We start from the raw sequence: 14797 nt of genomic DNA, 5'->3' as shown, positions 1-14797 counted from the left end.
TCCGACATGGGCTTTAAGACGGCGCGATTCTACCAGAGACTGAAACGATTCTCACCCCTAGTGAGGTAAATAAATCATTTTCAGTCTCGAGTGTTGTATCACCATTAAGATTCTAAGGGATTAAAAGGAACAATCCAGCCCTTGAGACGTGTAAGGTTTTCCACCTCAAATTGTACTTTCTTCAGCTTTGCCTCAGACACATCGGGTCCGACAAACACTTTAGTTAATACGCCATCTTTAGGGTTTTCAGGAATAGTGTACGCTTTAAAACCACTCTTACGCAGCTGTGCAACCAAAGCTTTAACATTCGTTGCGTTGTTAAAACTGCCAAGCTGCAAGGTAAAGCCACTTTTCAAGCTGTCACGGCTGACCACTTTAACGGCATCCTCTTTGGCTGCACTGGCTTTGGGCGTTTCTGCTTTAGGCTTTTCAGCCTTAGCCACAGTAGTCGCTTTAGCGTCCGCTTTTTTAGCCGGCTCAGTTTTTACAGTGGCTTTAGGCGGCTCTTTTTTAGCTTCAGGTTTCGTTTCAGGCTTAGGCTCTGCTTTTTTAACATCAGGCTTAACGTCTTTCTTAACATCTTGCTTTGCGACTTCGATTACTGGCGCGGCGACAGACTTTTCATTGTCAGCATTAACTGGCATTTCGGCTAGGGCGACCTCAGTCCCATTCAGCGCAGCAGCATCCTCGGCCGACAAGACTTCAAACATATCATCGTCGGCTTTTTGCTGCTCAATCACGGTCGGGCGCAAAGGAATTTCGGAAAACTGCTCTTCTTGGCGATCTTTTTTGCCATCCAAAATATCCGGCAAAAAAATTACCCCAAGCGCAACCAGCACCACAGTGCCGACTAAACGATTATGAAACTGGCTAGACAAAACTGACTTCCTGCATAAATTGAGACTTAAAACCTGCCACAGTGTAAAAGGAGCCAAACACAATTACCACATCATCTGGGTTAATTTGCGCTTTTAATGCAGACCAAGCCTCAGATATGTCCTCAAACTCAAATGCAGCAGCCTCAGTGGCTAATGTTTTGCGTAGCATGGCCGAACTCGCGCCACGCTCACCGTGCAGACTGACCAAATACCAAGTGTCGATCAGTGGATTGATCACAGGCAACACACCTGCAATATCTTTATCCTTCAGCATGCCGCAAAGGGCGAACACGCGCTTACCCACAACGATTGGCGCTAACTGTTGTACCAAAAACCGCGCCGCATGGGGATTATGGGCAACATCGAGTAACACTAACGGCTGCTCACTCACCCGCTCTAATCGACCCGTTAACCGAGCAGTGCTAATACCCTCAGCAATAATTGAAGGCGTGATATCCGGCCAGCCCTGTTCAATCACTGCCAATACAGTCGCCGCATTAGGTAATGGCAAAGTTGGTAACGCTAAATCGTGCAGTTTGAGCACTTGACCTTGAAAATCCCACAGATTGCCATGGACTTGATAACTGAATTCGTTACCGACGCGATACAAGATGGCGCCAACCTCATTGGCGACATCATTGACAGTGTGTGGCAAGTTGGGTTCACCTACAATGGCAGGTTTACCACGGCGGAAAATGCCCGCCTTCTCACGGCCCACAAGCTCACGGGTATTACCGAGATAACTTTCATGGTCTAAATCGACCGACGTCAGTACGCTAATGTCGGCATCGATAATATTGGTAGCATCTAACCGTCCACCTAAACCGACTTCTAAGATAACCACATCAAGCTTAGCGGTTTTAAAGAGTATCAAGCCTGCGAGCGTAGCGTACTCAAAAAAGGTCAGAGAAATATCGCCGCGCGCGGCTTCAATTTGCTCAAATGCCGTAACAAAACCACTATCACTGACATCGCTACCATTGATACGCACTCGCTCGTTGTACTTCAGCATGTGTGGCGAACTGTATACGCCCACAGTCAAACCCGATAGGCGCAGAATATTTTCGAGCATGGCGCAGGTGGTGCCTTTGCCGTTCGTCCCCGCCACTGTCACTATCTTGGTTGTACCTAAATCCAAAAGACCCAGGGTTTGCGCGACCTTAGAGACACGGGTTAACCCCATATCGATTTCGGTTGGATGTATAGATAGCAAATAATCCAACCACTGTTCCAATGCTGCATTTGACGCTGGTACTGTAAGCATGTCCGTATATCCTCGTATTCGATTATCTCTCAAATAAGATCTTTTCAATCCAATATGAATAATGGCCCAAGAGCGAGCTTAGGTAATTGATATTGTTCTGGATAAGTCACATCAACTAAATAGAGTCCATGGGGTTTAGCCGTTGCTGCGGCTTGGTTTCTGTCTTTTAACGCGAGCAAATCGCCCATCCAAGTCAGTGGCTGATTACCTAGACCGATTTCTAACAATGAACCGACAATATTACGCACCATGTGATGCAAGAAAGCATTCGCGGCGATATCAACAATCACATACATACCTTGGCGCGTGACATTAACGCAATGCACATTACGAAACGGTGTTTTCGACTGACACTGGACAGCGCGAAAGCTAGTAAAATCCTGCTCACCCAAGAGTGCCTGTGCCGCTTGGTGCATTTTGTCAGCATCGATATTGCCGTGATAATGGCTTACACCATGGCGTAAAATCCCAGGGCGAAAAGTGTGATTATAAATCACATAGCGGTAGCGTCTGGCGGTCGCCGAAAAGCGCGCATGGAAGCTGTCGTCGACTTCTTTGACCCAACGTACGGCAATATTGTCGGGCAAATTAGCATTCACCCCTAAGGTCCATGCGCCTTCATTACGAATGGCATTGGTTTCAAAATGAACCACTTGGCCAGTGGCATGCACGCCCGCATCGGTACGGCCAGCGCAGAAGACGCCGATAGGCTCATTAGCCACTATCGATAACGCCCGTTCTAATTGCCCTTGTACTGAATCGACTTCGGCCTGACGTTGCCAGCCAAAATAACCATTACCGTCATATTCAATACCTAATGCAATCCGCATCCACTTATCCTCACAATTGATTTAGCGGCGCATTTTATCACAGCAGCCCATAAAAAAAACGGCGCTGAAGGCGCCGTTAGATTGAAACACTCTCAACCGGGATTAACTAATCTCTTTGAGCAAACGTCCAGCTTCATCCTGCTGGCGCTCGTTACCGTCAATTTGCACTTCTTTGAGCAGGGCTTTCGCGCTGTCGCTGTCGTCAATTTCGATATAAGCACGCGCTAAATCCAGCTTAGCGTTGACTGAGTTTTCTTCATCATCAACATCGATCATCGCGGCATCACCGATTAAGGCACCGACATCACTCATCTCAACGTCAACTTCCGAATACAAATCGGTATCTGCGCCCTCTTCATCGGCATCATTCAGCAACTTGTCGATGTCGATAAAACCGTTTTCATTTTGAAAACTGGTTAAATCATGGTCAGGAACAAACTTTTTCTGCGCTTTTCGCGACTCCTGGGCATCGAGTGCAGCCAAGGCTTCATCGACGGTAAGATTATGATCATCGACGAGTGAGAAACTGTCTTCCGACGTCAACACATCTTCATCGTCATAATCTGTATTGGCTGTAAAAGCGGCGAGCACGTTATCGTCACTTAAGTCTAGCCCTTGCTCAAGGTCCAAATCATCCGCGTCTTCTTTGATATCAAGTTTAAAATCTTCACTAAAATCAATATCGTTACGCGTAGCATTAATGGGCTTCTCTTGAGAAGCATAATCGAGCGCTGTGGCATCTTTGTTAGGCTCAACATCATTAGCCGTTACATCTGCTTGCGTTGCCGCAGGCTTAGCCTTAGGCGCAAAATCTAGCTCTGAGTCCCAATCGAGCACATGGGGATCTTTGCTCTTATTGGCTTTTAAATCATTAAAGAAAGAAGATTCTTTTTCTTTAACACTGGCCGCGGCTGCAGCAGCAGCCAAAGTGACTGCGGCCGTCGCTAATACATCAGTGTCGTTATCGTCACTCAGTTCCTCGACTAATGTAAAAGTATCATCGGTGCCGTCGATAGAGTGAGCCGCACCTATGCCTTTAAGTAAATTATCTTCGTCAACTGAATTGTCTTCTGAATCGAGCTGCGCCGTTTCCATATCAAAGTCGAATTCATCTTCATCGGCATCCAATTGCTCCGGCACATCAAACTCAGCTAAGAGTGCATCTAAATCATCATCACCTGACGCTTCACCTTTTATGTCTTCCGGTAACGAAGCTTCTAATTCTGCGGCGATTTCTGCACTGATATCATCATCTTCTGCATCGACTTTGAGTTCAGGCTCAGCATTAAAACTCGCCAGTAGTGAATCAATATCATCGGATTCTTCTACGCCTAATTCATTAAGCTCATCGTCTAACTCAGCGGCAATTTCAGCACGAATATCGGGCTCAACTTCAGGTTCAACCGCTGGCGTCGGTTTATCAAAATCCGCTAACAGAGCATCAATATCATCGGTATCTTCCACACCCAGCTCATCAAGCTCAGCATCTAACTCTGCGGCAATTTCAGCGCCGAGGTCGGGTTCAACTTCAAGTTCTGCTGGTTTATCGAAATCGGCTAACAGGGCATCAATGTCGTCGGTATCTTCTACGCCCAGTTCATTAAGCTCAGCGTCTAGCTCTGCGGCAATTTCAGCGCCGAGATCAGGTTCAACTTCAGGTTCTGCTGGTTTATCGAAATCGGCTAACAGGGCATCGATGTCATCGGTGTCTTCTACGCCCAGTTCATTAAGCTCCGCATCTAGTTCAGCAGCAATTTCAGCGCCAAGATCAGGCTCGACTTCAGGTTCAGCGGCTGGCGTTGGTTTATCGAAATCAGCTAATAAGGCATCGATATCATCAACGTCTTCTCCGCTAAGTTCATCATCTAGCTCATCACCGAGTTCAGCCGCGATGGCAGCACTGAGATCTTCATCATCAGACGCAACAACGTCTGGTGCAGGCGCTTGTGCAATCTCAGTATCTTCTGCAGGAACACTAAACTCGGCAAGTAATGCATCAAGATCATCGTCATCCGCGATGGCTTCATCGGCAGGTTTAGTGTCTGCGACTTCAACATCATTCAGCTTAGAAGTAACATCATTACTGTCATCTTCTTGAGCTAAATCGCTCGCAAAGTTACGCTCTAATTCACTTAAATCCTCTTCGGCTTCGGTGCTGTCTTCAGAAGTGCTGTCGTCAGAACCTAGGCCCGCTAATAGTGCATCAAGATCGGCTTCCTCAAGAATATTGCCAGATTTAGGTTTCTCCTCAACAATATCCTCTTCCTGATCGCCCATGGCTTCTGCCCACAGATCATCAAGAGATTGCCCTTCATCCTCTGCTTCAGGTTCGGCAGAGATCCCCGGATCGACAAACATTTCAGAAGCCATATCCATCTGATCGTGGGAGTCAGTCAAATCTTGCTCAGGTTGTAAATCGACACTGCCCATATCAAGAAGACTATCGATGGAATCCGCATGGTCAGAATCTAAATGTACCGCCATATCATCTAAGTCGTCATCATCCATGTCCATGATGGCAGTACCCGCAATCCCAGCGGCACCGGCGGCCATAACCGCTTCTTGTGTCTGCATTTCACGACGTTCTTTATTGCGTTTACGGCGCAGGAACCAGAACACAGCAAGCAGTAAGAACAAGGCAGGGATCACAGCCGCGGCAATCAATAACACAGGACTGTTAAGGATATTGCGCCACAAGTCATCGGGCTCAATAGGTGCCTCTGCCTCTACTTCAGCTTCAACAGCTGTCGTCTCTGGTACTTGCGCAGCTTCAACTTCGGCTTTCAAGGCTTGGTTTTGTAGTTTGCTGGCTTGAAGTGTTTCTTCCAGCACAGCAATCCGTTGATTTAATTCTTCAACTTTAACTTTTAGCGCTTCAACATCTGAAGTGCGCACTGAGAGTTGATCTTGCGTGCGGGCTAATTCATCGGTTAATGACAGATTTTTGCTTTCTGCCGCTTCTAACCGTGCTGTCACATCTGAACTCAGCATCTTGGGCTTTTCTGGAACAGGTGTTTCAGCAACCGCTTTAGGTGGTGTCACTTTCGTTTCAACAATCACCGCAGGAGCCGTGACTGGCGCTTTTGCTGTCGTCACCTTAGCTGGCGGTTTAGATGTTGCTTTCGCCGGAGCCCGAGATTGTCTATCACTTTGCTCTGCTCTGGCTATCGCCATACGATTGGGGATCGACAGCATGACTTCTTTAGACGGAATGAGCAGGATCATACCGCGTTCTAAGCTGTTATAACTGGCAGAGTTAAACGCATGAGGGTTAGCATCGTATAAGGCGGCCATCACCTGATAGACGCTAACACTGGCATCAGGACGGACTTTTTGCGCTATGCTCCAAAAAGTGTCTTTCGATGTTGTTGGACCATATTGATGGTTAACTTGACGGATCTGTCCGTCTGGCCCCATGATTTTTAAGGGTTTTAATCTTGGTGTATCTGCAGCAACGGCGGGATCAATAAAATAAGCGGTAGAAGAAACAGCTAAAACAGTGGCCATTAGACCCACAAGATACGAAGTGCGAAATTTCATCAATCCTTCCCTTTGAAGCGCTATAAAGTTATCTCACTGATAACAGGCTTTAGGCAATTGTATTTATTGAGATTACTATAAACCAGAAATCCCCGCCCTGCTACTGTTCACAATTGTAAAACAAAAAAAGCCTGCTGACAGCAGGCTTTTCAATGGGCATCAAATGCAATCTAATGCTTAGTAATAATCTCTCACTAAGATCTCGGCAATTTGCACACTGTTCAAGGCTGCGCCTTTACGAATATTGTCTGACACGACCCACAAGTTAATCCCGTGAGAATGAGAAATATCCTTACGAATGCGCCCCACATAAACCGGATCGGTTCCTGCGGCATCGGTCACTGCTGTTGGATAATCATCATCGGATTCAAACAATACCACTCCTTCGGCATTACGCAGTAAAGCTTTAACGTCTTCGGCATCGACAGGCTGACGAGTTTCGATATTAATGGCTTCTGAGTGACCATAAAACACAGGTACACGTACGGCAGTCGCATTCACTAAAATCTCATCGTCACCGAAAATCTTCTGGGTTTCCCAGACCATTTTCATTTCTTCTTTGGTATAGCCGTTATCCATAAATTTATCGATTTGTGGCAATACGTTAAAAGCAATTTGTTTTGGATAGACTTCAGCGTCAGCAGGTAAACCTTGCAGTAATTTAGTGCACTGATGCGCTAATGCTTCAATGGCTTTTTTACCTGTGCCCGATACTGACTGGTACGTTGCCACATTAATGCGGCTGATACCATAGGCATCATAAATTGGCTTAAGTGCCACCAGCATTTGAATGGTTGAGCAATTTGGGTTAGCAATGATATTGCGATTGCGGAAATCAGCGATAGCATGCGGATTCACTTCAGGTACAACCAAAGGAATATCGATGTCGTATCTAAAGTGAGAGGTGTTATCAATCACAACACAGCCTGCTTCAGCGGCAATCGGTGCCCATTTGGCGGAAACATCACCACCTGCAGAGAAGAAACCAATTTGAGCTTGGGTCCAATCGAAGGTTTCTACGTCGAGAATGGTAATTTGTTTGCCATGAAAGCTGACCGTTTCACCGGCGCTGCGGCTACTGGCTAAAGGGTACAAATTGGCAACCGGGAAATTACGCTCTTCGAGGATCTCTATCATAGTTTGACCCACTGCGCCCGATGCACCTAAAACGACAACATTAAATTCCTGTGACATAGCTACTGACCGACTCCTGAAAAACCTAAATTGGACAACCAATCTACCTCAGATTGACCGTCATAAGCCAGCGCCAATGCACTAAATTCGCGTCTATGTTGGTGATTTTTTCTCATAGTGTCGAAGCCATTCTCATTTAAGAATGTATTTCTGAACATCTTGTCATCATCGCGCAAATCATAGACAAAACGCGCGAGCTGTAATAACGCTTTTTCATTCGGCGCGGTCGCAAGTTCGACCGCCTTAATGTTAAAGCTTGGCAAGAGATCCAGCAGACTTTTATCGGCAGCAATATTAAGTAACTGACACAGCTTTTGATAGAGCATAAAAGTGCCGCGCGCCTTACCTTCTAAGCTGTAACCTGCAATATGCGGGGTGGCAAATTCAGCCAGTGGCACCAGTTCAGGCATCGGTGTTGGCTCGCCTTCCCACACATCAAGTACAAGTTTGAGATCATCACGCTGGCGTTTAACTCTGACAAGTGCTTTGTTATCTATCACATCACCGCGGCAGCAATTAACTAACCATGTATTGGGTTTGAGCGCCTTTAAGCGCACCTCATCGAACAAATGTTTGGTTTTATGCTCGCCCGTGCGCGTGATGGGAACATGCAAACTGATGATATCGGCCTGCGCCATGATAGTTTCTAAGCTCACAAAACTGCGCGGATCGCCCTGTTTCTCTTTGATGGGATCGTTAAGCAACACGTTAATACCGTAGGCTTGCAAGCATTTAGCTGTTGCAGTACCGGTATTGCCCGCGCCCACTATGCCGACGACCTTACCCTTAAGCGGCGAATCAAACCGCTGTGCTAACTCCAGCATAGCGATAAAAGCAAACTCCCCAACCGCAGTCGCATTGCAACCTGGTGCATTAGAGAAGGGGATATTACGCTCGGCAAGGTAGGCTAAATCCACATGATCTGTGCCTATAGTGGCACTGCCGACAAACTTCAGTTGATGATTGCCCGAGAGCAACTCGGCATTCACTTTGGTGACTGAGCGCACTAATAACACATCGGCACCGCGCACTTGCGCTGCGGTTAACGTGCGGCCATTAACAGGAATAATTTCCCCGAGATCGCCAAATAGCGGTTCAACATAGGGCATATTTTCATCGACTAAAATCTTCATGGGCACCTGATCTAAAAAAAGTGGGAATGGAAGGCATCAAGATGCTCGGTATTCTAACAAGACTAATGGGATAAATCCTTGTCGATGCAACAGGTTTACAAAAAACGCCCATAAAAAAGGGAAGCCTAAGCTTCCCTTCTATCGTGTTTGATAAACAAACTTATTTGAATTTGCGCATCACTAACGTGGCGTTTGTACCGCCAAAACCAAAGCTGTTACTCATGACTGTAGTCAGCTCAGCATCACGATACTCACGCACGATAGGCATATCTTTCGCCGCTTCGTCCAGATTTTCGATATTGATGCTTGGGGCAATAAAGCTGTTTTCCATCATGATTAAGCTGTAAATCGCTTCATGTACGCCTGCGGCGCCTAATGCATGACCTGTCATAGACTTAGTCGATGCAATCGGTGGGCACTTGTCTTTGAAAACTTCACGTAGCGCTTCTAATTCACGCACGTCGCCCACTGGCGTTGAAGTGCCGTGAGTATTGATGTAATCGATTGGGGTATCGACATCAATCATCGCCATTTGCATACAACGCACAGCGCCTTCACCCGATGGCGCCACCATGTCATAACCGTCTGAAGACGCGCCATAACCAATCACTTCAGCGTAAATTTTTGCGCCGCGAGCCAGAGCATGCTCTAACTCTTCAACCACTAAAATACCGCCGCCACCAGAAATCACAAAACCATCACGGTCTGCATCATAGGTACGAGAGGCTTTTTCGGGTGTGGCATTGTACTTGGTTGACAGTGCGCCCATAGCGTCGAAGCCCATGGTCAGTGTCCAATCCACTTCTTCAGCACCACCGGCAAACACCATGTCTTGCTTACCCATTTGGATAAGTTCAACGGCATGACCAATACAGTGGGCGCTAGTTGCACAGGCTGAACTGATAGAATAATTCATGCCTTTAATTTTAAATGGCGTTGCTAAACAAGCGCTGGCCGTGCTCGACATGATGCGAGGCACAATATACGGACCTACGCGTTTAACGCCTTTTTCACGCAATGTATCGGCAGATTGTACTTGGTTAGACGATGATGCGCCGCCTGTACCCACAATCAGCCCTACGCGCGGATCTGAATACTGTTCTTCAGTTAAATTGGCATCGGCAACCGCTTCTTGCATAGCAATGTAGGCATAAGCTGCCGCATCACCCATAAAACGCAATGCCTTACGATCGATATGCTCAGCAGGGTTTAACTTGATGTCACCCCATACATGGCTACGTAATTGCATCTCTTCAAACTGAGCTGAATGCGTAATACCACTGCGGCCCGCTTTCAGTGACTCGGTCACTTCTTGCTTGTTATTACCGATACTTGAAACAACACCCATTCCGGTGATCACGACTCTTTTCATTTTATTGCTATCCATTGTGTACATGTCAGTACCTACTTTTCGCTGAGCCAATAGTATCTGTTTTGACTCAATTAAGTGGTCAGCTTTCCATAAAGGCGAGTAAAATAATGCCAATTATGAGACCGAGAGTAAATTTCTTTGACTGCAGAGCCCAATAAACCTTGCCAAATTAAGCGCGATTACCCGCAATTAATCAACCTTTATCCCGCAACAGCTCACACTGATGCACACTATCTCAGCAAGTTGAGCATTTATCAGCAGCGGGTATTTGAGGCTCATTCACAGCAAAAACTCTTAGTATTAGGGCAAATAGGTTTAGGCAACGGGCTTGAACTCTTATCTTGGTGGCGCACTCAGACGAACCCTAACCAACGATTACTCCTTAACGTATTCGAACCCAATCCGATTAATGCTTACGAACTTAAATTACTTTGGGATCAATCCGCCAGTTTAACCAAAGTGCCTGAACTTGAGCCACTTGCCCAACGCTTACTTCATACAGAGCCGACGGCTATTATAGGTTGCCAGAGATTAATTTTTGATGACGGTCGTACCACAATCGACCTGCACTTTGGTGATATTCAATCCCAGCTCAGTTCACTTATCCATTCTCCGCTTCACCCCGTTCAGCACTGGCTGGTATTGCCCCATCTACAAAATGGGTTAAATCAGCAGATCCATTGGCAGATGGCAAAACTCAGTGACGATGGCGCCACTGTTGCAGCTATTGGATTAAACGAATCAAACGAAACACCTGTGAGCCGTTTCCAAGCCTGTGGCTTTGAGGTGAGGGATTTTACCTACGCTGAAATACAGACAAACCATCAGCCTGATGCCATTTTGTTACACGAGCGCCACGTCTTACGCCAGCAAGATGCTAAAGCCTATGCCTTTAATCCTATGGCTGCAATCTTACCCTCGGACGCGCCCAGCTCGATTGCCATCATAGGCGGCGGGTTAGCCTCGGCGCATTTGGCACTGTCTTTGGCGGAACGCGGCAAAAGTACGCAGCTCTTTTGTAAAGATGCCAAGCTTGGCCAAGGCGCCTCGGGCAATCGCCAAGGGGCGATTTATCCGCTGCTGACACCGGAAAATGATGAATTAAGCCGCTTCTTCCAGCAGGCATTTTTATTTAGTCGACGTAGAGTACAGGCGCTGACATCTGTCCCCGCCCCAAATCAAACCCCGATTTCCCATGATTTTTGCGGGGTATTGCAAACTGCCCACGATGAACGCAGCCAATTACGACTCGATAAAATTATTCAAAGCCAGAACTGGCCAAGTGAAATAGCCTATCGAGTCGATGCGAAACTGGCCAATTCTCTTGCGAACATTAATATTGACAAATCAGGCTTTTTCTATCCGCTGGCTGGCTGGGTTTGTCCGTACGAATATGCCGAAGCCGCAATACAAAAAGCGCAGCAGCTTACCGAGGTCAAACTCCATTTGGAGACTGAGATCCTTGAAATTGAGCATCAAAGTGAAGGTTGGTATTTAATCACCGCTAAGCATCGCTTTGGCCCCTTTGCACAACTTGTGCTCGCCAATGGCGCAGCGCTCACGCAATTTGATGCCAGCAACAAATTACAAATTAGCCCTTTTCGCGGCCAAGTCAGCCATGTGCCCGCTCAGTTTCAATTGAGTCAACTCGCGACTGTGCTGTGCGCCAACGGTTATTTAACCCCGAGTCACCAAGGACTCCACTGTCTTGGCGCGAGTTACGTTAAAGAACCTAAGCATTTAGATTTTTGCCCGCAGGAGCAGCAAGAAAATCTCGCCAAAATGCATGAAAGTTATCCTGACCAAGGCTGGCTTGATGATATCGACATGAGTGGCAACAATGCTCGCGTTGGCGTGCGTATGGTCACGCGGGATCATTTCCCTATGATGGGCTGCGCGCCCGATGTGCCTAAAATTATTAAAGATTATGCGCAACATCAACTCACTAAAGAGAGTCGCCACTACTGGCAAACCACGCCAGCGCCGGTGCATCAAGGGCTGTATATTCTTGGTGGGTTAGGCTCACGGGGGTTAAGTTCTGGGCCACTGGCCGCCGAATGTCTCGCGGCGCAGCTTTGCGGCGAACCAATACCACTCGATAAAGCGACTCTGTGTAAACTCAACCCCAATCGCATGTGGCTGCGAAAATTGCTCAAGGGCAAAGCGCTCTAGACAATCAATCGCTAGAAAAATAACGTTTTTTAGCGCTATAAAAAAGGGATTAAGCCATGGCTTAATCCCTTTTTAAAAATATTATTTTTAAACCAATTAAGCTGCTGTGATGGCTATCGCGTTATCAATGCTGCTAGGTTCAAGGCTGCTAGACCCGACACTACTGGATTCAACATGTCGAGGTTTTCGCGGCGCTCTGGGCCCTTTCACCCGAGTACGATTGTTGTTATCACGACTCTGACGGATGAGCGCATCGCCGCTTAAGTTCGAAGGTAGACCAGATGCTAGGCTCGATGTCAGGCTTGCAGCCTCACGGTGGGATTTAGCCAATCTGTCGTATAGCAACACATTGACCGAAGCCGCAAGATTCATACACCCGACCGTAGGCACATACACTACGGCATCGGCTTTATCGATAATCTCTTGGCCAATGGTGCCATCTTCAGGACCAAACACATAAAAGGCTTTCGCGGGATGAACAAAATCCGGCAGCGGCGTCGCGCCCACCACCAAATCGACACAGATAAGCTGAGTGTCCGCCGGAATCGCAGCTAACAATGAAGTGACGCCCGTGAGCGGAATGCGCTCGCCAGCATCTTTAGTATCGACATGGTATTGCACTGCACCTGAACGCGCGGCTAACTCGTAGCGCCTGCCAGTGTAAAATACGCCATCGACGCCATAGCAACCCGATGCGCGCATAATGCCACCGACGTTAACGGGCGTTTTAGGATTCACTAAACCGATAAATACCGCGCTAGCATCGAGCGTTTGCTCACAGGCTAATTCAGCACTCGGCATTTCTACACTCGTTACTTCGGTATTAGTCACGTGCTCGTTGTCAGTCATCGGCTGGGAGCTAGGCAACATCCAATTCGCCTATAATCTTTGCCTGCAGCTGTGCCCATGCCTGTTCAACCAAGGCATAATCGGCATCGTTTAATTCTTGGCGCGCGAGTGCTAGACAGTCGGTCATTTTTAGCATTAAAGCATCAAGATCCGTTTCACCCTGCGCTTCCAATTGGGACAACACTACGGCCACATGGCCCTGTAAGTAGCCACAAGCAAACAAAGCATCGTCATCACCATGGCTAACAACGCTGGCGATCCACTGTTCTAATGCGTCTTCGTAATGCTCTAACATGGGTCTAACTCTCCATTAATACTGGATTGGCCGACACATCTGCTGCGACCAATAAATCTGGATTGGCCACCTGATACATGACGTAATCATGGTAGCCCGTCGTCACTTTATAATAGCCGCCAAGCTCGCTATCTAATTTAGGGTCGCCACTATCCACAATTAGTGGTCGTCCATCAAGTGCTTTTAGCTTAGTTTTTGTGGCAAGGATAATAATATTGTCTTTTCCGATGCGCCGAATGAGCTCGGGCGACAATTGTTGATTACCGCGCCCTAAGATATGGCCTTGACCGCCAATCAGAGTGATCACCAACTTAGTCGGCTTATCTTGGGTCAGTTCGAGTAATTTGTTCGCGGTTAAGTCACTGCCGACTAAACTTTTATTTTGAATAAGATCAACACCGAGCAGGGTATTATCGAGGCCTAACTCTTCCATCACAAAGGCAACCGTACTGCCAGAGCCCATGATGTACAGTTCATCTTCCATTTGATTGATCACATCGGCGGCGATATCGGCCAGCACGAGTTCATCGACTTCCTTGCCGCCCATCTTCACCGCTTGCACATAACGCGGCTCGGCGGGCACTAAGAGCTCACCAAAGCGTTTAGCGCGCACTGTGCCTTGGCGAAAAGCCACTTCATCAATATCCATTACATCGGCGGACATCAAACTGACAAGTTCGCCATCGAGTAACATCTTGACCACCATGCCAGACGCATGGGGCGTAATGCCGTAAACGCCGGAATGAATTTTCACCCCAGCAGGCACACCGAGCACAGGGAGTTTGTCGTCGATAGTGGCTTGTTCAAATACGGAGTAAACATCGCGGGCCGTGCCATCGCCACCGGCAAAAAGGAGTAAATCCAGCGGTTCATCCAGCAGCGCACGCACAACGGCCTGCGTATCCAGTGCCTGAGTTTTATCCGGAGTTTGATACACCACTCGCGTGGTAAAACCGAGTATTTTAGCGGCGTCTTCACCCATGATGCCTGAAGCAGTAATGACTTCAATGTCATCACTATAATCACGAATAACCTCGAGGGCCTGCATCATACGCAAGGCGGCTTTGGGTTCAGCGCCTAAGGCAAGCGCCTCTTCGGCAACGCCATCGCTGCCCTTAAGGCCAACACTGCCACCTAAGCCAGCCAATGGATTGATCACTAACCCTAAACGAAACCGAATCACCTTTTACCTCACTTAACGCAATCTTGGTATTTTATCTTTATATTTTAGTATCTTAATAGATGCTTTTAATCGTGATTGATATTGCTA

11 protein-coding genes are annotated in these 14797 nt (G+C 47.4%); 1 reads left to right on the top strand and 10 read right to left on the bottom strand.

Going from position 1 to position 14797, the window contains the following annotated elements; all coding sequences use genetic code 11:
* Positions 1-104: 104 nt before the first annotated feature.
* From KFE26_RS13150 to fabB, 7 genes are all read right to left on the bottom strand, one after another.
* Positions 105-878 (bottom strand): SPOR domain-containing protein, encoded by a 774-nt coding sequence (locus KFE26_RS13150; RefSeq protein WP_212600668.1) that lies wholly within the window; start codon positions 876-878, stop codon positions 105-107.
* The gene (gene folC, locus KFE26_RS13145; RefSeq protein WP_212600667.1) at positions 871-2142 is read right to left on the bottom strand and encodes a bifunctional tetrahydrofolate synthase/dihydrofolate synthase; all 1272 of its coding nucleotides are present in this window, start codon (positions 2140-2142) and stop codon (positions 871-873) included. Before folC ends, KFE26_RS13150 begins: the two co-directional genes overlap by 8 nt.
* A gap of 44 nt (positions 2143-2186) precedes the next feature.
* A complete protein-coding gene (gene truA, locus KFE26_RS13140) occupies positions 2187-2972 on the bottom strand; it encodes a tRNA pseudouridine(38-40) synthase TruA (protein ID WP_212600666.1) in 786 nt (261 codons plus the stop codon).
* A gap of 102 nt (positions 2973-3074) precedes the next feature.
* On the bottom strand, positions 3075-6512 hold the full coding sequence (locus KFE26_RS13135; protein WP_212600665.1) for a FimV/HubP family polar landmark protein: 3438 nt from the start codon (positions 6510-6512) through the stop codon (positions 3075-3077).
* Positions 6513-6689: 177 nt separating this feature from the next.
* The gene (locus KFE26_RS13130) at positions 6690-7706 is read right to left on the bottom strand and encodes an aspartate-semialdehyde dehydrogenase (protein ID WP_212600664.1); all 1017 of its coding nucleotides are present in this window, start codon (positions 7704-7706) and stop codon (positions 6690-6692) included.
* A 2-nt stretch (positions 7707-7708) separates the two neighbouring features.
* Positions 7709-8839, bottom strand: coding sequence for a 4-phosphoerythronate dehydrogenase (locus KFE26_RS13125; RefSeq protein ID WP_212600663.1), 1131 nt, complete (start codon positions 8837-8839; stop codon positions 7709-7711).
* A gap of 160 nt (positions 8840-8999) precedes the next feature.
* The gene (gene fabB, locus KFE26_RS13120) at positions 9000-10211 is read right to left on the bottom strand and encodes a beta-ketoacyl-ACP synthase I (RefSeq protein WP_212600662.1); all 1212 of its coding nucleotides are present in this window, start codon (positions 10209-10211) and stop codon (positions 9000-9002) included.
* 138 nt (positions 10212-10349) lie between these two features.
* Between fabB and mnmC the strand changes: the two genes are divergently transcribed.
* The gene (mnmC, locus tag KFE26_RS13115; RefSeq protein ID WP_212600661.1) at positions 10350-12383 is read left to right on the top strand and encodes an FAD-dependent 5-carboxymethylaminomethyl-2-thiouridine(34) oxidoreductase MnmC; all 2034 of its coding nucleotides are present in this window, start codon (positions 10350-10352) and stop codon (positions 12381-12383) included.
* A 96-nt stretch (positions 12384-12479) separates the two neighbouring features.
* Here the strand turns inward: mnmC and KFE26_RS13110 are convergent, their stop codons facing one another.
* From KFE26_RS13110 to KFE26_RS13100, 3 genes are read right to left on the bottom strand one after another with little or no spacing between them, the layout of a single operon-like run.
* Positions 12480-13253, bottom strand: a complete 774-nt coding sequence (locus KFE26_RS13110) for an RNA methyltransferase (protein ID WP_212600660.1) — start codon at positions 13251-13253, stop codon at positions 12480-12482.
* Positions 13243-13527, bottom strand: coding sequence for a YfcL family protein (locus KFE26_RS13105; protein ID WP_011788898.1), 285 nt, complete (start codon positions 13525-13527; stop codon positions 13243-13245). The genes KFE26_RS13110 and KFE26_RS13105 overlap by 11 nt, the downstream gene beginning before the upstream one ends.
* 4 nt (positions 13528-13531) lie before the next feature.
* Positions 13532-14710: an ATP-NAD kinase family protein gene (locus tag KFE26_RS13100; RefSeq protein WP_212600659.1), complete on the bottom strand. Its 1179-nt coding sequence runs from the start codon at positions 14708-14710 to the stop codon at positions 13532-13534.
* Between the last annotated feature and the right edge of the window lie 87 nt (positions 14711-14797).

The sequence above is a fragment of the Shewanella sp. M16 genome, assembly GCF_018224605.1.
GTDB classification, from domain to species: Bacteria; Pseudomonadota; Gammaproteobacteria; order Enterobacterales; family Shewanellaceae; genus Shewanella; species Shewanella oncorhynchi.
This window is presented reverse-complemented; position numbering and strand designations above follow the sequence as displayed.

Bases quoted from the DNA above. Each gene is read 5' to 3' on its own strand.
- KFE26_RS13125 (WP_212600663.1), bottom strand. From the start codon at position 8,839: ATGAAGATTTTAGTCGATGAAAATATGCCCTATGTTGAACCGCTATTT.
- folC (WP_212600667.1), bottom strand. From the start codon at position 2,142: ATGCTTACAGTACCAGCGTCAAATGCAGCATTGGAACAGTGGTTGGAT.
- fabB (WP_212600662.1), bottom strand. From the start codon at position 10,211: ATGAAAAGAGTCGTGATCACCGGAATGGGTGTTGTTTCAAGTATCGGT.
- truA (WP_212600666.1), bottom strand. From the start codon at position 2,972: ATGCGGATTGCATTAGGTATTGAATATGACGGTAATGGTTATTTTGGC.
- KFE26_RS13135 (WP_212600665.1), bottom strand. From the start codon at position 6,512: ATGAAATTTCGCACTTCGTATCTTGTGGGTCTAATGGCCACTGTTTTA.
- KFE26_RS13130 (WP_212600664.1), bottom strand. From the start codon at position 7,706: ATGTCACAGGAATTTAATGTTGTCGTTTTAGGTGCATCGGGCGCAGTG.
- KFE26_RS13110 (WP_212600660.1), bottom strand. From the start codon at position 13,253: ATGTTGCCTAGCTCCCAGCCGATGACTGACAACGAGCACGTGACTAAT.
- KFE26_RS13105 (WP_011788898.1), bottom strand. From the start codon at position 13,527: ATGTTAGAGCATTACGAAGACGCATTAGAACAGTGGATCGCCAGCGTT.